The sequence below is a fragment of the Anaerobacillus sp. QJM3NY_17 genome (genome assembly GCF_056173665.1).
Genome location: NZ_CM149685.1, coordinates 4,239,179 through 4,258,316 on the forward strand (window position 1 = coordinate 4,239,179; position 19,138 = coordinate 4,258,316).

The following is a 19,138-nucleotide window of genomic DNA, read 5'->3' on the forward strand; positions in this document are numbered from 1 at the left end:
ATCATTTGTTTCTCGATCGAATCAATAAATAGATAAAATACGGTGCTCCAATCGCCGCTGTGAATACACCAGCCGGAACCTCCAAAGGTGAAAAAAGCGTGCGGCCAATTAAGTCAGCAATCATCACAAGTATACTACCAACAAGCGCAGCCACCGGCACAACTACACCGAAAGACGATCCGACGAGCTTTCTCGCAATATGCGGTGCCATTAAACCTACGAATCCGACTCCACCAGCAAATGCAACAGCCCCTCCTGCAAGCGCCGTGCTAATTAACAGTAACGCAATGCGGTCTTTTAAAAGCATCGCTCCTGCACTTCTTGCTACATCATCCCCAAGCTCTTGCAAATTCACCCGTCTTGAGTAAACCATTAAAATAATCATCAGAACGACTACCCACGGCAGCAGCGTCAGAACATCCTGGCCGTTCGTTCCGTGGACACTGCCCGTAATCCAGATGTTTGCATCAGACGCTCTGTAAATAGGACCGATAATCATCAATAATGTCGTTAGCGCCTGCAACAATGCCGTTAACCCTATCCCAATCAGCACTAATCGAATCGGTGAAATACCATTTTTCCATGATAATCCAAACACAAGAAATCCTGCTAAAATAGCGCCGATAAAGGAAGCGAGCGGCAACCATTGAATGCTTACCGTAAGGGCATTCGCTTTATCACTAAAGATCGTAAGAAAACCAATCGTCGCAAGTGCACCGCCCCAAGTGATGCCAAGAATATCAGGTGACGCAAGTGGGTTCCGAATCATTCCTTGAAGAATAGCGCCAGATACAGCAAGGGCCGCTCCAGCCAATATGGACATGGCGATCCTAGGAAAGCGGAACTGCTTCACAACAAGCTCATTCATCTCATTCCCATAACCAAATAGCGCCTTTACCACTTCATCCGGGGTCATAAATATCTCCCCAAGGCCAATACTAAGTAATGCGATGATGATAACAGCGCCAGTCAGTCCCGCTATTACCCAAAGCGAGCGGCGATCTAGTAGAAAAGAAACAGCTTTCATTCGAAAGGAAGTGTATTTCATCATAGCTGTTTAAACTCCCTTCGAGCAATATAAATGAAAAATGGCGTTCCGATGACAGCCGTTAGTACACCAACCGGCGCTTCAAGCGGCATAATTACGTACCGAGCGGCAATATCAGCTGATAACAAAAGAATCGCCCCAATGATTGCGCTGTACGGAATGACCCAACGATAATCCGGTCCTGTAAAAAAACGAGCAACGTGTGGTACGACGATGCCAATAAAACCAATCGGTCCGGCTACGGCTACTGATCCTCCGGCAAGAAAAACGATAAAAAGTGCTGCGAAAGCTTTGACAAGCAGGGTACGTTGTCCAAGTCCTTTTGCGACATCTTCTCCAATCACCAGAGTGTTAATTTTCGGACTGATCAAAAGCGCACCGACTAAGCCAAGTCCAATATAAGGAATAACAGAGTAAAGCATATTTAGACTGCGCCCTTCAATCGAGCCAGCCAGCCAGAAGAGAACATCTTCAAGCGCTTTCTCATTCAACACAAGCATTCCTTGCGTTAATGAGGAAAACATCGCCGCAATGGCCGCACCGGCAAGGGTCAGCTTCATAGGTGTAAGCCCTTCTCTACCAAATGAGCCAAGCACGTACACGATGATGGAAGCGAACGCAGCTCCAAGAAACGCTAACCAGCTAAATGCTGCAAGTGACGTAACAGAGAAAAAGGTGACCGCAATCACTATCACAAAACTCGCCCCCGCATTTACGCCTAATATGGACGGTGAAGCAAGAGGGTTTCGAGTAATCGCCTGCATCAAAGCACCAGCGACAGCAAGACTTGCGCCTACGGCAGCCCCGATCAGTGCTCTCGGAACGCGATTTTCGATAATGATAATATGTTCATTGCTTCCATTAAACTGCGTAAAGGCTTGCCAGGCCGTTGTCCATGTAATACTTGTTAAGCCATAGACGACGCTCGCAAGCATCAGTATTATGACAAGCAACGAGCCAACTGCTAATCCGAACCATTTTTTATTCATCGAGTGTAATTTATGCGTCATAAAGGTTAATCCCTTTCTTTATCATCCTTTTTAAGTTTAAGAAAAGAATGAAAACGTGTCAATGAATATGAGAATCACTCTCATTTACCTGTTGACTAATTTGTGACAATTCAGTATGATTACATCGTAAATGAAAACGATTATCAATGACAAGGAGGATATACATATGTTAAAAAAAGGATGGCTCATCGTTAGTCTAAGTGTACTTATGATCCTTGCTGCATGCGGCACAGGTGGTAATAATGAGAACGCTACTAACTCTGGTGGGGAGGAAGAAGCGTCTACTCGAACGGTTTCACATGCTATGGGGGAAACAGAAGTGCCAGAGAAGCCAGAAAAAGTTGTCATTTTAACTAATGAAGGAACAGAAGCACTACTTGCTATGGGAGTAACACCAATTGGGGCAGTACAATCATGGCTCGGCGACCCGTGGTATGAGCATATTTCGGACGATATGAAAGATGTTGAAGTCGTTGGAACAGAAAGTGAAGTGAATCTTGAAGCTGTCGCTGCACTTAAACCTGATCTCATTATCGGAAATAAACTACGTCAAGAAGACATCTACGATCAGCTTAGCGCGATCGCTCCAACCGTCTACTCAGAAACGTTGAAAGGCGACTGGCAGGAGAATTTCAAGTTCTACGCTAAAGCACTAAATATGGAAGACAAAGGCGAAGAAGTGATGAGTGCTTACACCGACCGCATTGACTCCATGAGTGAAGAACTTGGCGATGAGCTTGATCAAAAAGTGTCGGTTGTTCGTTTTCTAGCTGGCCAAACAAGAATTTATTACAAAGACTCGTTCTCTGGCGTTATCCTTGAGCAGCTAGGCTTTGATCGTCCAAAATCACAGCAGAAAGAAGATTTTGCTGAAGAAGTAACGAAAGAACGTATTCCAGAAATGGATGGCGACGTGCTCTTCTACTTCACGTATGAAGCGGGAGACGGCGAAGCGAATTCCACTGCGGAAGAATGGACAAATGATCCATTATGGAATAACCTTCAAGTTGTCAAAGACGGTAACGTTCATGAGGTGAGTGATGCGATCTGGAATACGTCTGGTGGCGTCATTTCGGCTAACTTGATGCTTGATGATATTGAAGACGTTTTTTTAAGTAAATAAAGTAAGAAGTGTAGCCCGGCCTGCGCCGGGCTTTTAATATGCTTGAATTTATGAATTTAAGGGAAAAAGAAAGAGAAATGTTTTCTGAAGATTATGTCAAGAAGACAGGTTCTCTTCAGGTATACTAATAGAAAGCCATATAAGGAGGGGATAAATCGATGCCAAATGTCTGGACACATATTTTATTCGGAGAAGAAGCTGCGATGGAAGCCGGCATATGGAATACGATCAAAGGTGACCTGCCTTTCTTTCGACTTGGTGCACAGGGACCTGACCCTTTCTTTTATCATAATTTCTGGCCCTGGAAAAAGAATAAGCCTGTTCAAGAAGCGGGATCAGTTCTTCATCAAGATCATTGTGGTTCATTCCTCATGGAGATGATTGAATACGGAAAGCAGGACGATCCGATGCTTCGCGCATATATCCTTGGCTTTGTGACACATCATATTCTTGATCGAAACACGCATCCTTATATCCACTATCGTGCCGGTCTTGAAGGCAACCGACATCAACAGCTTGAAATTATTATAGATACCATTTTGATGAAAGAATACAAAGATGTAGAAACGTGGAAAACACCCGTTTACCAAGAGATTCACATTGGCAAATCACTCTATCCTCCTATTGAACTCATGCTGTATGAATTGATCCAAACCTTTTATCCAGAAACGGCTGAACGTATGCCAGACGACTATATTCCTCAATCTTATCGGGATATGGTCCTTGCGCTAAAAATATTATTCGATCCACACGGATGGAAAAATCAACTTTTAAAGAAACAAGTCTCTTCCTTTTCCTATCGAAAACAAATTGGCAATGAAGATTATTTAAATCGTGAAGGCACCACTTGGATCCATCCAGCTATTAAAGACGAGGAATCCACCGCGACCTTTGAAGAGCTGCTTGAGCAAGCGGAAGAAGAAGCAACAAGTATCCTGCCTCTTATTCATGATTACTGGCACAACGAAGAAAACTGCCTAACTGAATTAAAAACACAAATCGGCAACCGCTCATATGACACAGGAAAAGATTGCACGCTTTCACTTGAGTTAAAGCACTTCGACCCCATTTTGTAAGGGGTTTCATGTCATAGGAAGGCTCTGAGCAGTGTTATACTGCTCAGAGCCTTATTTGTGGTCTGTTACCTAGTGCGAACTGTAGAGAAAACCACTTAATTCCGCGATTTTCTCGATAATTCCGCGATATCTCACTTTTTTCCGCGAAAACCATCATTAATTCCGAGAATATAAGTTTAATTCCGCGATTCTGCTAATTACATATCCACCCCTTCATTCACCATCACAATCTTCGCCTGCTCTTTCCCTTTTTCGATATTCACTTTACTAAGTAAATAGATGCCTGCTAGAAAAAAGACAACTAGCGATACGATCCCAAGTCGACTTGAGCCTGTTACCTGACCAACGAAGGCAAAGAGAAACGGACCGAATATCGCTGAAAATTTAGCTGAAATCCCATAGAAACCGTAAAATTCTGCATGACGATGATCCGGAACCATACTTCCAAAAATCGAACGACTTAATGCTTGGGCACCCCCCTGAACGAAGCCGACCATGATCGCAAGTAGATAGAAATGCGTAGCAGTTGTCATAAAGTATCCTAGTAAAACGATGCCCACATATATCCATAGTGCTAGCATAAGCGCTCGTTTCGGGCGAATTTTCTTCGCTAAGTAGCCAAACAAGAAGGCGAACGGTATGCCTACAAACTGCGTAATGAGGAGCGCTGCAATCAAATCATTCGCTCCTATTCCGATATCTCTTCCATAGATCGTCGCCATTTTAATAATAGTGGAAATGCCATCATTAAATAACCAGAAAGCGACTAGAAAAAGAAGCAGCTGTTTATAGTGGTTCAATTCCCTAAAGGTTGTGCGAAGTCTTTTAAAACCGATTGTCACGTAGGAGCCGCTTAATTTCGGCTGACTATGCTCAACTTCATGCACGTTTTTGAACATTGGGATCGAGAAAACAAACCACCAGACTCCAACACTTGCGAATGAAAGCTGCGTCGCGACAAGCGTATTCGGAAGGAAAAACCACGATGGATTTAGGATCATCATCAAGTTAACGAGAAGCAGAAGCCCGCCGCCAATATAGCCAAAAGCGTAGCCTCTTGCTGAGATGCGGTCCATCTCCTCCCCTTTTGCGATCTCGGGTAAGAATGCATCGTAAAAGACGTTGCTACCTGAGAAACCGATTGTTCCAAAGATTAGTAGAATAGAAGCAAATAAATATCCGCCTTCACCCACGAAAGCCATTAAAACACTCGCAATCATTCCCATATAAGCAAAAAAGCGCAAAAATGTTTTCTTTGAATTAGAATAGTCAGCAATAGCACCAAGGATCGGGGCAAGAAAAGCTACGATTAGAACGGCAATGGATTGCGAATAGCCCCAATATGATGTGGCAAGGCTTTGGTCAATATTCTTGGCAACGACATCGTAATAAAAGACAGGGAGTACTGCTGCCATCATCGTCGTTGCAAAAGCAGAATTAGCGAAATCATACATCATCCAGCTACGAATCTCTTTTTTTCTCATCTTTTTGCCTCCATGATGTTCAATTCCTTTCAGCATAGCAGGTCGTGACACCTCTTTCTTCAGGCTGGAACATTCTTCATGATCATTTTACAAATGACAGACTTGCCACATATTCTAGCTGCGAGTACACTAGCGGTAGAGTATTGAAACGGAGGTCGTCCTATGGACCAAAAAGAAATTCAAGACAGAGTTATTGAAAACTATCAGCGTGATGAAAACATGATGATTCTTGTTTTTGCTCAGTGGTGTGTAAACAATGACTTAAATCCAGAAACGCTTTACGCAAAAGCTTATCCAGATCAGGTGAATAACCCTGCTCTTAAACAAAGCATTGAACTCGTTGTACCAAAAGAAGAATCAGAGCATATCCCAGATCAAACGGTGATTGGCGTCCTATCCCTTTTCGGAAATGATGATCTTGCGTTTGTTGTAACAGAAGAAATCGACAAACCCCAAAAAAAAGATAAATAAGCCTTTACCACAGTTTATTCGATAACAGAGGGAAACTTCCCTTTATAATCAACGAAAGACCCGGAGCATATGCTCTGGGTCTTTCGTTTTCAATTAGGCATCGCGAAATAGTTTTACAAGCGCCTGTGTACCACTATCTTCTTCTCCACGCTCAGCAAGATCTTCGTAGAGCTTTTTCGAAAGCTCAAGACCAGGTGTCAGCATGCCCATTTGCTTGGCAGATTCAAGAGCAATCGTCATGTCTTTAATAAGATGCTTCACGTAAAAGCCAGGCTCAAATCGATTTGAAACCATTCTTGGCGCAAGGTTGCTTAGCGACCAGCTGCCAGCTGCGCCAGATTCTATGCTTTCAAGAACTGTTGTCGGATTCAATCCCGCCTTTTCCGCATAAACAATCGCTTCAGAAACGCCAATCATGTTACTTGCGATGGCAATTTGATTACACATTTTTGTGTGCTGTCCCGCGCCTGCTGGGCCTTGAAGAACAATATTTTGTCCCATCACTTCGAAAATCGGTTGAGCTTTTTCGTACACTTCTAACTCTCCACCAACCATAATGGAGAGTCGCCCTTCCTTCGCCCCAACGTCTCCTCCTGATACAGGAGCATCAAGCGCGTAGAGCTGTTTTGATAGGGCATGCTGATAGATTTCTTCAGCAAGAGCCGGGCTAGAAGTTGTCATATCAATTAGAATCGAATGCGGCTTAGCATGTTCTAGTATCCCTTTCTCACCTATGTAGACCTCTTCTACATCTTTAGGATAGCCGACCATAGTGATGATTACGTCAGCATTCGCTGCCACGTCCTTCACTTCATCTTGCCATTCTGCCCCTTCTTGAATAAGCGCTTCTGCCTTGCTTTTTGTTCGCGTTGAGATAAGCGTGCGATATCCCGCTTTGATTAAGTTCCGAACCATGCTTTCTCCCATTACACCAATCCCAACAAAACCTAGTACTGGCTTTCGATCCATTTCAATCGCCTCTCTTCCCAGAATTTCCTTTTCTATCACTTCTCTTCATCGTACACTAAAAGAGAGGTGAAATCATAATGAAAACAAGCAGTTTTGCCGGTCTATTTCTTTGGGTAGCCTTCGTTGTCACGAAATTACTCACAACTCCAATCGATACACTTCAATATGTCATGATGTTATTAATGTTCGCTTATCTTGTACTTGTGCCGTTAACCTTAAATCTCGTCCCACAGAGAAAGAACTCCTTTTATCGTTATGCCACCTGGATTCAGCTTCCATCAGCTGTTCTTGCTGGTGTTTCCTTCTTTATTGAACAGGGAACGCTCGCTGTACTTCTAGCCGTTCCGTGGTTTCTTACGACGATTTTAATTGCGCTATACGGATTTTCTCGTCTCCTCCAAACATGGAAGAGAAGCACAATTTTTGAAGTTCTCATTCAACTGGGGTTGATGTACATAAGCATTGGGGGACTCTGGCTCATTCTACATCGGTCAGGCATCCAGATTCTCCATTTTAGTGATGTAATCGTACTGCTCACATCTATTCATTTCCACTATGCCGCTTTCATTACACCCATTACGATGGCGTTCATCGGGAAAATGCTTCTAAAAAAAGCACCTTCCATTCAGCCGTGGTTTAAAACGATTGCGATCTTTGTTCTATTCGGACCACCTTTCATTGCGGTTGGTATTACACTATCGGATTCGTTGCCCGTTCTTGAGTTTATTTCAGTCGTTGAATTCGTAACACCGCTCATCGTTTTTTCGATTCTTTGTCTCGTCTATTTAGTGCCAACATTGGATTATTCCGTTCAAATGTTGCTCTCAATTTCATTCGCTTCTCTGCTATTCTCGATGAGTTCCGCTATGATTTATGGATTTGCTCATGTGAATGAAACCGTTATTCTCGGTATTCCTTTAATGGTCTTTTTCCATGGATTCGTGAACACATTTGGCTTCTCTTTATTTGGCCTGCTTGGCGTGACCGCGATGCAGGAAACAAAAGTACTCAAAAAAACCAGCCTCTCTACATAATGTGAGAAGCTGGTTTTTTGGATCATATTAAGAAATAAAGAGGAATTTATAGCTCCTCTGCATAGTGACCGAGTTTTTTCAGTAGTGTAATGGCCGTTTCTTTCTCAGACTCATCCAAACCGGCAAAGATTGACTGGACTTGTTTCTCATGGTTAGGAAAAATTCGATCCATTAACTTTTTACCTTCATCCGTGATAACAGCATGTGTGATCCGTCGATCATTCGGACATGGATTGCGCTTCAAATACCCTTTTCCTTCAAGCTTGTCGACAACGTAGGTGATGCTTCCACTCGCAAGTAGAATTTTCTCACCGATTTGCTGTAGCGGCTGATTTCCTTTGTGATAAAGCAACTCAAGCACGGCAAATTCCGTTGGATTTAATCCATAGCTTTGAATATCCGTTTTAATATGATCTGTAACAGAGCGATTCGATCTAGCCAGGACAATGAATAGCTTTAGTGAAAGCTCACGATCTTTATCATTCATAACGTTCACCCTTAACTCGTAATATCTTGAATTCGAGATAATTATACTTAATTCCAATAACTTATGTCAACTTAATCTGGAAAATTGCTACTATTTTTCATTCACGGAATGAATATGGTCCAACAGCTGTTGAAAGCCAGATAATGCCTTCGTGAATTCCTCTTTTGATAAACCACTGTTTGCCGCCATAGCGTCTGGAATGATCGAAGCTTCCTCTCTCAACCCTTCCCCTTTTGATGTTAAACGAACCATCACTCTGCGCTCATCTTCTTTCGAACGCTCTCTCATCACAAGACCCGCTTCTTCCATTCTTTTTAGCAGGGGAGTTAACGTACCTGAGTCCAAATAAAGCTCCGCGCCAAGCGCCTTAACGGTTGTTTCATGTTTTTCCCAAAGAACAAGGAGAACGAGATATTGAGGATACGTAATATCAAGCTGGTTCAAATAAGGACGATACATCTTCGTAATTTCCCTTGAACAAGCATATACAGAAAAACAGAGCTGATTCTCTAGTTTTAATTGTTCGTTATGGTTCATGATAACCCCTTCTTTACAATAAGTTGTGCACAATCAACTTATCCCGATTTGGCTGTTATGTCAACATGATCGCTTTCTGTTGACAGATAAATAACGATGAGATATATTTAATCTTGTAAAATTAAATTGTGCACAACTTAAATTATTAGGAGGAATTTTATTATGGAATCGTTATATACTGCAAAAGCATCAGCACACGGCGGCAGACAGGGTAAAGTAGAATCATCGGACGGCGTCATCAACATGGACCTTCGTATGCCAAAAGAACTTGGCGGTCAGGGAGGAGAAGCAACAAATCCTGAACAATTGTTTGCAGCAGGTTATGCAGCTTGTTTCGATAGCGCCTTAAATATGGTCGCACGCATGAAGCGAATTAAAATCAAAGATACGGTAGTAGAAGCGCACGTATCAATCGGAAAAGAAGAAGACGGCGCATTCGGACTTAGTGCGAAGCTACACGTTACAATTCCAGGTGTCGATCAAGAAACAGCAAACGAACTTGTTGAAGCGGCACACCAAACTTGCCCTTATTCAAGAGCAACGCGCGGAAATATGGAAGTGGAGCTAGAAGCAATCGCGAAGTAAGCTTCAATCACTGGAAAGAGCTGCCGAGTGTCGGCAGCTCTTTTTACTGTTTGAGCGTTTTGGCCAATAAAAATGGAATTTGGCTAATAAAATCTATATTTGGCCAATAAATTTCGATTTCGGACAATAAAATCAAATTTTAGCCAATATCCACACCACTCCAACTAGGAGAGAAGGTTTTTTTCTCCTCAAAAATCGCTATACTAGAAGTAGATTAGCGGAAGGTGTGATGGATTGTGCTCACCGTTTCAGAATTCGAGGGGGTTAAGGCTGTAAAAGGGACTTTTCAGCTTGGGGGCGTTCGGATGAACGTATATATGTACCTTGTAGATGAGCTCTTGATCGACTGCGGACCTAGCCGCCTTCAAAAAGAAATAATGGATTTTCTCTCTAAGGAGAACTATACCCAAATAATCTTAACGCATCACCATGAGGACCATACAGGCAATGCTTCGATGCTTTCTTCAGGAATACCGATGTATATTCATCCTGAAGGCATTCCTTTGTGTCGTGCGAGACCTCACCTCCCACTCTATAGGCGCGTTTTTTGGGGCTCCCGAAAACCATTCGAAGCTAGGGGAATCGAGCACCGAGTCGTAACAAAGCATCATACATTTGATTTACTTCACACGCCTGGTCACGCGCCAGATCACTTGGCTCTTCTTGAGAAGGAACGAGGCTGGCTGTTTACAGGTGATCTCTACGTCATGAGTCAACCAAAAAGTATTTTCGCGTTTGAATCAATTCCAGACGTCATTCAATCACTCCAAAAAGTACTATCACAAGACTTTAAGACTGTTTTTTGTTCGCATGCTGGTATATTACCAAACGGGCGCAGACGATTAGAGGAAAAGCTTTACTATCTTCTTTCCATTCAAGACCAGGTTCTTGCAAAACATAACGATGGCAAGCCGGCATCCGTCATTCAGAAAGAATTGTTTCCAAGTCGGCATGTGCTGAACTACTTCTCACTTTTCGAAAATTCATCTAAACATATCGTTACCTCGATCATAAATAAAGAAGGATCACGCTAGTAGACGTGATCCTTTTCAGTATATTGATCATACCAATAAATTCGATTTCTCCCCTGTTTTTTTGCGAGATATAACCGCTCATCTGCGAGTTTCATGCATGGAATAATGCCATTTTCTAAAGGATAAAGTGCTGTTCCAAAGCTCATTGTCACACTGAAATATTCGCCCTTTGCAGTGAAGGTCATGTTTCTGATGAGTACCTGAATATGTAGCAAACATTCTCTCGCTTCTTCTACATCCTCAGCATCCAACAAAAGCGCTAATTCCTCTCCGCCATATCGATATGCTCTGCCTTTTGTTCCAATTTGTTTCTTTAATACATCGCCTATTTTACGGAGTACATTATCGCCAACTAGATGCCCAAATTGATCATTCACCGATTTAAAATAGTCTAAATCGGCAAGAACAACAAGAATTGGCTTCTCCTGCTCAGCACAGTAACGTAAATCTTCTTGAAAGGAGCGATGATTGTATAGATCTGTTAAAAAATCTTTCCGCGCAATGTCTTCTAATTGAGTATTCTTGGAGCGCATCTTCCGTTCTCTTGAAACGATAATCCCGCCAAGAATCCCCATAAATATAAGGAACATAAAATCTAGAAGATATGAAATCAGGTCCTCACCCGTAAACGAATAACCGCTAAAAATAAGAACTCCTGTATAACCAACACCTAGAAAAAGCGCTGCAATCATACCTCCGCTAAATTTCCAATACACTGCAACATGGAGGATAATTAAATATCCGATGGGAAAGAGTGGACTCCCTCCGCCTCCAGTCAACACAATAAGCCATAGAAAAGCGATGTAATCAAAAGCGACACTCACTTTCGTCATATAGTGGTATCGTTTTGAATTTAAAGGCGTTCGATGAAGCGCATATTCAGCGACTGCCATATAAACAAAACCAAATATAAGCAAACTCAAAAAAGCGATGCTATTGCCCTGTAATAAAATATAATAATATGCCCCTGCAATGAGAAGAAAAACCCATCGGAAAAGCGATAAGATTTTTTCAATTATATGGTCGTTTTTTGTTATCACATTCATTATTTCACCCTTTTCACCTTGATTTATTTCAAGTATGAAAATTTTTCCACTACATTTATTATAACGCAAAAGTTACGAAACAATAGGCTGTTTTCAAAACTTTCGAACAAGATGAATACAGAAAAAAAAGGAAGACTTCACGTGGAAGTCTTCCTTTTCATCAACTGCTTTATTTCTTCTGCTACTGCTAACCCTGATATAACAGCACTTTCGATTCGCGTTCGTCCGGTTTGATCATTTTCATGTAAGAATGCATCCCCTGCTACAAAGATAGCCTCTTTATCAGAAACGTTTAGAAACGGATGATCATGAACGTACACTGCTTGAGCATATCGCCATCTTTTTAATTGTTGAGACACCAACGACTCAAGGGGAAGCAAGTGCTCTATCTTTTTCAGGATATCAGCTAAAACAGCTTCATCCTCATAATGATAAAAACTCTTTGAGAAATCAGGAGTTGCATAGACCGTTATAATACGTTCATCCGAAATACCTTTTACACGATTATCAACCATACGCTCGATGCCATCAGGCAAATCTGAATCCTTATGCCCTTCAGGAGGTAGCCTGGTTTCGTCTTCTTTTTTAAAAGTCAGAAGGCCAACTACCGCAGGATCGAATGTTATTTGGTTGAGCGACTGAAGCGATTGATCCGATACTTGAACGTCACTCACTTCAAGAAGCTGAAGCGTCTGGGGAGCTGGTGGAGTAAGAAGTACAAGGCTTGCCTGGACTCGCTCACCTTTCTCCGAAATAACGACGTACTCTTCTTCAGCCCGCTCAATTTGCTCAACTTTACTATTTAATTGATGCGGTACTCCACTAGCAAGATTCTTTACTAATTGATTCATACCGTTTGTTGCTTTGTATCTTGCATGTTTGTCTCCAAACCACCTTGATATCCATTGGTTCTGTTCCCATTCATCGACAAATTGCTGGAACTGATCTGTTCGAACGGTGAAAAATTGTGCCCCATGATCAGCTCGACCATCTCCTATTCTTCTCGTTGCGAGCCGGCCACCGACACTTTTGCTTTTATCAAGTACTAAGACATTAATCCCGTCTTCGGTTAATTTCCTTGCTGCAAGAATTCCAGCAACACCGCCGCCTACAATCGCAACATCAACTTTTCTCATTCAAATAGAACTCGGTATTCGCCGTATCCTTCTTCTTCAAGACTTTCTTTTGGAACGAATTTCATTGCTGCTGAATTAATGCAATAGCGAAGACCATTCTCTAAAGGACCATCATTAAATACGTGACCGAGATGAGAATCGGCTTCCTTGCTTCGCACCTCTGTTCGAATCATAAAGTGACTGAAATCCTTCTTTTCTTTCACAAAATGATTGTTGATCGGCTGCGTAAAACTCGGCCAGCCACAGCCAGCATCATATTGATCCGTTGAGCTAAACAGTGGTTCACCAGAAACAACGTCAACATAGATACCTGGTTTGGCATTATCGTAATACTCATTCTGGAACGGACGCTCTGTTCCATTTTTTTGTGTCACTTCGTATTGAATATCTGTTAAACGACTGCGAAGTTCGTCATCGTTTTTCTCATACGCCCAGTTTTTCTCTATGAAATCAGCGCGACCTGATCCTTTTTTGTAGCGATTGTAGTGGGCAGGATTTTTCTTATGGTAATCCTGATGATAATCTTCAGCCGGGTAAAATGGCTTGGCTGGGAGGATTTTTGTCACGATCGGTTTTGAGAAGCGTCCACTTTCTTCTAGCTCTTTTCGAGACTCTTCAGCCAGTTTCTCTTGCTCTTCGTTATGATAATAAATCGCTGTGATGTACGTGTCACCGCGGTCAAAGAACTGCCCGCCTGAATCTGTTGGATCAATTTGACGCCAAAATAGATCAAGTAGTTTAGTGTATGGAAAGACGTTAGGATCAAATGTAATTTGAACGGCCTCAACATGACCGGTAGTTTTCGAAATGACTTCTTCGTATGTTGGATAAGGCTTCTCTCCGCCTGTATAGCCAGATACGATGCTTTGAATGCCTGGCATTTCTTCAAATGGCTCAACCATACACCAGAAACATCCTCCAGCAAATGTTGCAAGCTCATAATTCATACTCATTCTCTACCACTCCAATATAGAAGATTTATTCTACCCTTAAGTGCTACTAAAGGTTCGATTGGTTCGTCTAACCATCAGAAGGAAATGAACCACCTCCTCCTGATGGAAGTATTCACTTTACATATAACATATCCGAAATGGACGGTTTATTGCCAGAAACTTGCTTTATGAGTAGGTAATCAGGGAATAATTTACTAAAAATCAAGAAATCTGCTACAATTTAGAAGTATAACTACGTGAAAAAAGGAGATCTTCGACTATGGCTACGTTTCAAGAGAATCTACAGAAATACGCAGATCTAGCGGTTAAAGTAGGAGTAAATATTCAACAAGGACAAACTCTTGTTGTAAACGCTCCTCTGACATCAGCCGAATTTGTTCGAAACATTGCTGAAAGCGCTTATGAAGCTGGAGCTAAAAATGTCCACGTTGAATGGAACGATGAAACCTTAACTCGTATTAAGTTTGACAAAGCACCTGACGAAGCATTCAAAGAATTTCCGACCTGGAAAGCGAAGGGCTTTGAAGAGATGGCAGAAAACGGAGCGGCTTTTCTCTCAATCACCTCTTCTAATCCAGATCTTTTAAAAGGTGTAGATCCTGAACGCATTTCGAATGCAAGCAAAACAGCAGGCAAGGCGATGGAAGGGTACCGCAACTATATGATGTCTGATCATAATAGCTGGTCAGTTGTTGCCGTTCCTTCTAAAGGATGGGCTCAGAAAGTGTTCCCTGACGCACCAGAGGAAGAACAGGAAGCCAAGTTATGGGAAGCTATTTTCCAGGCCACTCGTGTTTCAACTGGCGATCCGGTTCAGGCATGGAAAGAGCACAGTGCTAACCTTGAACAAAAGGTAGATTACCTAAACAATAAGCATTACAGCAAACTTCACTATCGTGCGCCGGGAACAGACCTCTCTATTGAACTTCCAAAGGCTCACCAGTGGGTTGGCGGAATCAGTGAGAATGTGAAAGGCGATCATTTTGTTGCGAACATGCCAACAGAAGAAGTGTTTACAATTCCGAATAAAACTGGTGTGAACGGTGTTGTGTCCTCAACAAAGCCCCTTAGCTACGGCGGAACAGTCATTGAGGACTTCACGCTTACATTTGAAAAAGGACGCATTGTAAAAGCAGAAGCGAAGAACGGCAATGAAACACTACAGCATCTAATCGAAACGGATGAAGGCGCTCACTATCTCGGTGAAGTAGCGCTCGTTCCTCATGATTCACCGATCTCGAATGCAGAAATCATTTTCTTCAACACGCTTTTCGATGAAAATGCTTCGAATCACCTTGCGATTGGGAATGCTTATTCCTTCTGTCTTGAAGGTGGAAAAAACATGTCTAAAGAAGAGCTTAAAGCGGCAGGAGCTAACGAAAGTGTAACGCATGTCGACTTTATGATCGGTTCAGAAGAAATGGATATTGATGGAATTAAAGAAGACGGGACAAGTGAACCAGTGTTCCGCAAAGGAAACTGGGCAATTTAGTTTTTAAAGCAGAGCAAACGAGCTCTGCTTTTTATTTTGGGACAGGTGATAGAACGTTTTCACTGGGATTATGATGAAAACTCCTTTATACTTGAGTAAAATGATAGGTTTTAACGGTTATAAAAAAGGAGGTTATTACATGAGCGCAAAAATATATATCATTCATGAGAACGAGGAATGGACAAAGCCCCTTAAGCATGAACTTGAACAGCTTAACGTCCCATATGAAGATTGGTTTCTGAGCGAAGGAAATTTCGACTTAAGTGACGTACCACCAGATGGTGTTTTCTATAATCGGATGAGTGCATCCTCCCACACTCGTGATCATCGCTATGCACCCGAATATACTGCAGCAGTACTATCATGGCTTGAGAGTCATGGGCGAAGAGTATTAAACGATAGCCGCGCACTAGCCCTTGAAGTCAGTAAAGTTGCCCAATACGCAGCCCTTAGAAAACATGGGGTCGTTACACCAAAAACGATTGCAGCTGTCGGAAAGGATCATCTTGTGAACGCAGCTGATGCATTTTCTGAGCCATTTATTACGAAGCATAACCGAGCTGGAAAAGGACTCGGCGTTCAGCTATTTAACAATCCAGAGACGTTGAAGGGCTATGTGATGAGTGATGCGTTTGAAGATTCGATTGATGGGATCACATTGCTTCAGCAGTACATTCAGGCTCCTGACGCTTCGATTACTCGCTGTGAGTTTGTAGGCGGAAAATTCCTCTATGCCGTTCGTGTCGATACGTCTGGAGGTTTTGAGTTATGTCCAGCTGATGCTTGTCAGGTTGGTGATTCTTTTTGTCCGACAACAGAAGAACCTGCTCCTAAATTTGAAATCATTGAAAACTTCGATCATCCTGTTTTAGCCAATTATGAAGCTTTCTTAAAAGCCAACGGAATCGCCTTTGCAGGAATTGAATGCATTCAAAATGAGCGTGACGATTTGTTTACTTATGATGTGAACACAAATACGAACTACAATGCCGATGCAGAGAAAAAAGCAGGTATTTCTGGGATGAAAGCCATCGCTGAAACGCTCGCACAGGAACTTTCTAACCTTCATTCTCTACAAAAATAAAGAAGGGCGCCGCCGGCGCTCTTCTTGCTTCTTAATCTTTGTATTGCTCTTTTATCTGGAGAAAACCGTCTATATTTGCTAAAAAAACGTCAATAAGATTGGGATCAAACTGGCCTCCTCGCTCCTTTTTAAAATGAGCGAGAATTTTTTCTGCGTTCCACGCTATTTTGTAAGGACGATCCGTAGCAAGCGCATCAAAAACATCAGCAACAGAAACAATCCGGCCATAGATGTGGATGTCGTCGCCACTTAGTCCCTCTGGATAACCTTTGCCGTCCCAACGCTCATGGTGCTCCTTGGCAATAACGGCCGCTGCCTTTAGTATACTGCGATTAGAATTTTTCAAAAGGTTATAGCCGATATTAGCATGTTCCCTTACCGCATTGAACTCCTCTTCCGATAGTTTACCAGGCTTATTTAAAATCGCATCAGCAATGGCTACCTTCCCGATGTCATGCATCGGTGAAGCTACTTTAATGAGATCTGCTTCTTCTTCACTCAATCCGGATTTCATCGCCAGAAACTTTGCATACTCCGCTACTCGTTTAACATGAGCTCCTGTTTCCTGTGAACGAACTTCCCCAATTTCGCCCATTTTGAAAATGATCTCTCGTTGAGCCTCTTCCATCTCAATGTTCATTAACACAGCTTCGAGCGCTTGAGCTGTATAAGAAGCTGCAAGGCTCAAATACTTTACGTCCTGAGCTGTAAATACTTCATCAGCGGTTAATTTGTTGATGACCTGATAGACTCCAAGTCTTTGATTCTTCTTATTCGTAAGAGGAATGATCATGACTGACTTCGTTCGGTAGCCTGTCTTCACATCCAACTCTGCACAAAACCGCTTGTCCTCATAAGCATCATCGATTACGAGTGACTTTGTTGTTTGATAGACGTAGCCTACAAGTCCGCTCGTAGCAGGAACACGAATTTTTTCCATACCATGAGGAACTCTTGCCAACAATTCATCTGTTTTCTCATCATATAGCCAGAGCGTACATCTGTCAGCAACCGTCAGATCCCTCCCCATATCAGCCATAAGCATCAGAAGTCGGTCCAGATTGTTCTCAATCGTGATACGAGATGCATAATCAAAGATAATTTCGAGAAGCTCTTCAGAATGAAGCTCTCTTTTTAATCGGCCATGAGACATGTAGCAATTAGGCCTCCTTCAACGTGCTCATTTCTACTCGTGTGAATGAGCCAAATAGTAAAATATGAACGTGCAATTGTTATGAATACTTCTATCATACACTTATCCAAAGTTTAGTGGTAGATAAAGGAAGATAGAAAACCCACAATCACAACCAGTTTTTGTGTTGCAAATAGGTACAATTTGATCTCACTCACCCAAGTAGGCATCCCTTGTTAACAAAACCATTCGAAAGACTTTCTTCTTTCCTGATTCTACATTCATACGTATATAGAAAGGCAAACAAGGGAGTGGAAAAGTTGTGAAGTCCTTAATATCATTCTTTCTACCACAAAAGAAAAAGAGTCTATCTGCTCCTCTCATATACGAGTTAAAAAACGCGATCAACACTCATTCAACTCCCACCTCATTTTCGGCGGAGGAGCAGCAGCTCGTTCAAGCCATTCGTGAAAAAACAGAGCGTGCAAATGTAAATAACGTCACTCGAACCAAAGCTTATCTGAATTTCTTTTTCCAACATCCAGAAATTCATTGGGCTTTCCTTGCCCATCTCGTATCTCGGAACGCAGGATGGACAATGACTGATCTACAAGGTGAATATCTCCCCCACCTATTATCAGTAGATCAGCAGATATCCTTCTTCTCTTTTTTGGAACGAGGAAACTGGCTTATTTTTCAGGATGCCTATCCTCAGCTTCTTGTTTATCAAGAAAGTATTAAAAGAAGGAAACCACTTTTTCACCTACTATCTGCTTTTCACGTCTCTTCTTTTATGAGTGTTGTATGGAGAAGGTTCTGGATTGAAAAGGACTGTGATATCCTTTCAACAGCTCTGATTATCAATGAACAACACTACATCGATTCACGCATAATAAAGAATGACGACTTCCATCAGTCAGTATTTAAAACATTGCCTTTTCAGCTACAGAATGTTTTCAATATGAACGTGATATTATTTCCGAGGAATGATAATACCTCTATTCAGCTAATTGGTGAAACTGCCAATCATTTTCTTTATGTTAAGGAACGGATCCATCTTGGAAAGCGTCTCTACCAGATTCTCTTTTCTAAGCAAGAAATCCTCAACGACATTTTAGATTGGGCATCACATCATCCGCATACTGGTTCACGTAAAGACTTTTGGCCACATTTTTTCCATCCGGTAAAGGAAGGAATACCAGGAGAAAAGCGCACCATCGAAAAGTGCAAGGTAACAGAAGGCCCGCGTATTTATAGCCCTCTTTTATCTGTTTGGAAGGAAGTCAGTCACGAGCCCCCCAATCGAGAGGATTGGTTTACAAATGATTCAGCCCTGTCCCTATTTTCGTTACCCGCTCCCGATTTGACAGGAAACGTCGCGAAAACCTACTGTCACTCAATTGAATGCCTCGAAAAACTCTGTCGCATATAAAAGAC

At 42.2% G+C, this 19,138-nt stretch carries 19 protein-coding genes; 9 read left to right on the forward strand and 10 right to left on the reverse strand.

Translation table 11 applies throughout. The features are described from left to right. Position 1: 1 nt before the first annotated feature. Together AC0VYV_RS21685 and AC0VYV_RS21690 are read right to left on the reverse strand one after the other, a co-directional pair. Positions 2-1,051, reverse strand: a complete 1,050-nt coding sequence (locus tag AC0VYV_RS21685; protein ID WP_371017893.1) for a FecCD family ABC transporter permease — start codon at positions 1,049-1,051, stop codon at positions 2-4. Beyond that, on the reverse strand, positions 1,048-2,058 hold the full coding sequence (locus tag AC0VYV_RS21690) for a FecCD family ABC transporter permease (RefSeq protein WP_475374290.1): 1,011 nt from the start codon (positions 2,056-2,058) through the stop codon (positions 1,048-1,050). Before AC0VYV_RS21690 ends, AC0VYV_RS21685 begins: the two co-directional genes overlap by 4 nt. Positions 2,059-2,224: 166 nt before the next feature. Here AC0VYV_RS21690 and AC0VYV_RS21695 point away from each other — a divergent pair, with 166 nt between their 5' ends. Further along, positions 2,225-3,181 carry an ABC transporter substrate-binding protein gene (locus tag AC0VYV_RS21695; RefSeq protein ID WP_475374291.1) on the forward strand — a complete coding sequence of 319 codons (957 nt, stop codon included), beginning with the start codon at positions 2,225-2,227 and terminating at the stop codon, positions 3,179-3,181. Positions 3,182-3,339: 158 nt separating this feature from the next. After that, positions 3,340-4,257, forward strand: coding sequence for a zinc dependent phospholipase C family protein (locus AC0VYV_RS21700; RefSeq protein ID WP_475374292.1), 918 nt, complete (start codon positions 3,340-3,342; stop codon positions 4,255-4,257). Between the two features lie 197 nt (positions 4,258-4,454). Here AC0VYV_RS21700 and AC0VYV_RS21705 read toward each other — a convergent pair whose 3' ends face one another. After that, positions 4,455-5,741 carry an MFS transporter gene (locus AC0VYV_RS21705; protein ID WP_475374293.1) on the reverse strand — a complete coding sequence of 429 codons (1,287 nt, stop codon included), beginning with the start codon at positions 5,739-5,741 and terminating at the stop codon, positions 4,455-4,457. Positions 5,742-5,903: 162 nt separating this feature from the next. Here AC0VYV_RS21705 and AC0VYV_RS21710 point away from each other — a divergent pair, with 162 nt between their 5' ends. After that, positions 5,904-6,212, forward strand: a complete 309-nt coding sequence (locus AC0VYV_RS21710) for a hypothetical protein (RefSeq protein WP_475374294.1) — start codon at positions 5,904-5,906, stop codon at positions 6,210-6,212. A gap of 93 nt (positions 6,213-6,305) precedes the next feature. Here the strand turns inward: AC0VYV_RS21710 and AC0VYV_RS21715 are convergent, their stop codons facing one another. Beyond that, positions 6,306-7,181, reverse strand: a complete 876-nt coding sequence (locus tag AC0VYV_RS21715; protein WP_475374912.1) for an NAD(P)-dependent oxidoreductase — start codon at positions 7,179-7,181, stop codon at positions 6,306-6,308. A gap of 77 nt (positions 7,182-7,258) precedes the next feature. Here AC0VYV_RS21715 and AC0VYV_RS21720 point away from each other — a divergent pair, with 77 nt between their 5' ends. Further along, positions 7,259-8,215, forward strand: a complete 957-nt coding sequence (locus AC0VYV_RS21720; protein WP_475374295.1) for a YndJ family protein — start codon at positions 7,259-7,261, stop codon at positions 8,213-8,215. A gap of 46 nt (positions 8,216-8,261) precedes the next feature. Here the strand turns inward: AC0VYV_RS21720 and AC0VYV_RS21725 are convergent, their stop codons facing one another. Together AC0VYV_RS21725 and AC0VYV_RS21730 are read right to left on the reverse strand one after the other, a co-directional pair. Beyond that, complete coding sequence (locus AC0VYV_RS21725; protein WP_276511785.1) at positions 8,262-8,711, reverse strand: MarR family winged helix-turn-helix transcriptional regulator; 450 nt, start codon at positions 8,709-8,711, stop codon at positions 8,262-8,264. 81 nt (positions 8,712-8,792) lie between these two features. Next, entirely contained in the window at positions 8,793-9,239 is a 447-nt protein-coding gene (locus tag AC0VYV_RS21730; protein ID WP_194218251.1) for a MarR family winged helix-turn-helix transcriptional regulator, read from the reverse strand. A gap of 162 nt (positions 9,240-9,401) precedes the next feature. Between AC0VYV_RS21730 and AC0VYV_RS21735 the strand changes: the two genes are divergently transcribed. Together AC0VYV_RS21735 and AC0VYV_RS21740 are read left to right on the forward strand one after the other, a co-directional pair. Beyond that, positions 9,402-9,824: an organic hydroperoxide resistance protein gene (locus tag AC0VYV_RS21735; RefSeq protein WP_194218250.1), complete on the forward strand. Its 423-nt coding sequence runs from the start codon at positions 9,402-9,404 to the stop codon at positions 9,822-9,824. 305 nt (positions 9,825-10,129) lie between these two features. Next, positions 10,130-10,858 (forward strand): MBL fold metallo-hydrolase, encoded by a 729-nt coding sequence (locus AC0VYV_RS21740; RefSeq protein ID WP_475374296.1) that lies wholly within the window; start codon positions 10,130-10,132, stop codon positions 10,856-10,858. Here AC0VYV_RS21740 and AC0VYV_RS21745 read toward each other — a convergent pair. The 3 genes from AC0VYV_RS21745 to msrB all read right to left on the reverse strand — a co-directional run bounded on the left by AC0VYV_RS21745 (position 10,855) and on the right by msrB (position 13,987). Next, a complete protein-coding gene (locus tag AC0VYV_RS21745) occupies positions 10,855-11,904 on the reverse strand; it encodes a GGDEF domain-containing protein (protein WP_475374297.1) in 1,050 nt (349 codons plus the stop codon). The genes AC0VYV_RS21740 and AC0VYV_RS21745 overlap by 4 nt on opposite strands. A gap of 137 nt (positions 11,905-12,041) precedes the next feature. Then, complete coding sequence (locus AC0VYV_RS21750; RefSeq protein ID WP_475374298.1) at positions 12,042-13,040, reverse strand: NAD(P)/FAD-dependent oxidoreductase; 999 nt, start codon at positions 13,038-13,040, stop codon at positions 12,042-12,044. Next, a complete protein-coding gene (gene msrB / locus AC0VYV_RS21755) occupies positions 13,037-13,987 on the reverse strand; it encodes a peptide-methionine (R)-S-oxide reductase MsrB (RefSeq protein ID WP_475367540.1) in 951 nt (316 codons plus the stop codon). Before msrB ends, AC0VYV_RS21750 begins: the two co-directional genes overlap by 4 nt. A gap of 265 nt (positions 13,988-14,252) precedes the next feature. On the opposite strand from msrB, the gene AC0VYV_RS21760 reads away from it, so the two are divergent. Both AC0VYV_RS21760 and AC0VYV_RS21765 read left to right on the forward strand, forming a co-directional pair. Further along, positions 14,253-15,485, forward strand: a complete 1,233-nt coding sequence (locus AC0VYV_RS21760; protein ID WP_475366220.1) for an aminopeptidase — start codon at positions 14,253-14,255, stop codon at positions 15,483-15,485. Positions 15,486-15,624: 139 nt separating this feature from the next. Next, positions 15,625-16,569, forward strand: coding sequence for an ATP-grasp domain-containing protein (locus AC0VYV_RS21765; protein WP_475374299.1), 945 nt, complete (start codon positions 15,625-15,627; stop codon positions 16,567-16,569). Positions 16,570-16,600: 31 nt separating this feature from the next. Here AC0VYV_RS21765 and AC0VYV_RS21770 read toward each other — a convergent pair whose 3' ends face one another. Then, on the reverse strand, positions 16,601-17,722 hold the full coding sequence (locus AC0VYV_RS21770) for an HD domain-containing phosphohydrolase (protein WP_475374300.1): 1,122 nt from the start codon (positions 17,720-17,722) through the stop codon (positions 16,601-16,603). 301 nt (positions 17,723-18,023) lie between these two features. On the opposite strand from AC0VYV_RS21770, the gene AC0VYV_RS21775 reads away from it, so the two are divergent. Continuing rightward, positions 18,024-19,133: a DUF2515 family protein gene (locus AC0VYV_RS21775; RefSeq protein ID WP_475374301.1), complete on the forward strand. Its 1,110-nt coding sequence runs from the start codon at positions 18,024-18,026 to the stop codon at positions 19,131-19,133. Positions 19,134-19,138: the final 5 nt, after the last annotated feature.

Bases quoted from the DNA above. Each gene is read 5' to 3' on its own strand.
- AC0VYV_RS21685 (WP_371017893.1), bottom strand. From the start codon at position 1,051: ATGATGAAATACACTTCCTTTCGAATGAAAGCTGTTTCTTTTCTACTA.
- AC0VYV_RS21690 (WP_475374290.1), bottom strand. From the start codon at position 2,058: ATGACGCATAAATTACACTCGATGAATAAAAAATGGTTCGGATTAGCA.
- AC0VYV_RS21695 (WP_475374291.1), top strand. From the start codon at position 2,225: ATGTTAAAAAAAGGATGGCTCATCGTTAGTCTAAGTGTACTTATGATC.
- AC0VYV_RS21700 (WP_475374292.1), top strand. From the start codon at position 3,340: ATGCCAAATGTCTGGACACATATTTTATTCGGAGAAGAAGCTGCGATG.
- AC0VYV_RS21705 (WP_475374293.1), bottom strand. From the start codon at position 5,741: ATGAGAAAAAAAGAGATTCGTAGCTGGATGATGTATGATTTCGCTAAT.
- AC0VYV_RS21710 (WP_475374294.1), top strand. From the start codon at position 5,904: ATGGACCAAAAAGAAATTCAAGACAGAGTTATTGAAAACTATCAGCGT.
- AC0VYV_RS21715 (WP_475374912.1), bottom strand. From the start codon at position 7,181: ATGGATCGAAAGCCAGTACTAGGTTTTGTTGGGATTGGTGTAATGGGA.
- AC0VYV_RS21720 (WP_475374295.1), top strand. From the start codon at position 7,259: ATGAAAACAAGCAGTTTTGCCGGTCTATTTCTTTGGGTAGCCTTCGTT.
- AC0VYV_RS21730 (WP_194218251.1), bottom strand. From the start codon at position 9,239: ATGAACCATAACGAACAATTAAAACTAGAGAATCAGCTCTGTTTTTCT.
- AC0VYV_RS21735 (WP_194218250.1), top strand. From the start codon at position 9,402: ATGGAATCGTTATATACTGCAAAAGCATCAGCACACGGCGGCAGACAG.
- AC0VYV_RS21740 (WP_475374296.1), top strand. From the start codon at position 10,130: ATGAACGTATATATGTACCTTGTAGATGAGCTCTTGATCGACTGCGGA.
- AC0VYV_RS21745 (WP_475374297.1), bottom strand. From the start codon at position 11,904: ATGAATGTGATAACAAAAAACGACCATATAATTGAAAAAATCTTATCG.
- AC0VYV_RS21750 (WP_475374298.1), bottom strand. From the start codon at position 13,040: ATGAGAAAAGTTGATGTTGCGATTGTAGGCGGCGGTGTTGCTGGAATT.
- msrB (WP_475367540.1), bottom strand. From the start codon at position 13,987: ATGAATTATGAGCTTGCAACATTTGCTGGAGGATGTTTCTGGTGTATG.
- AC0VYV_RS21760 (WP_475366220.1), top strand. From the start codon at position 14,253: ATGGCTACGTTTCAAGAGAATCTACAGAAATACGCAGATCTAGCGGTT.
- AC0VYV_RS21765 (WP_475374299.1), top strand. From the start codon at position 15,625: ATGAGCGCAAAAATATATATCATTCATGAGAACGAGGAATGGACAAAG.
- AC0VYV_RS21770 (WP_475374300.1), bottom strand. From the start codon at position 17,722: ATGTCTCATGGCCGATTAAAAAGAGAGCTTCATTCTGAAGAGCTTCTC.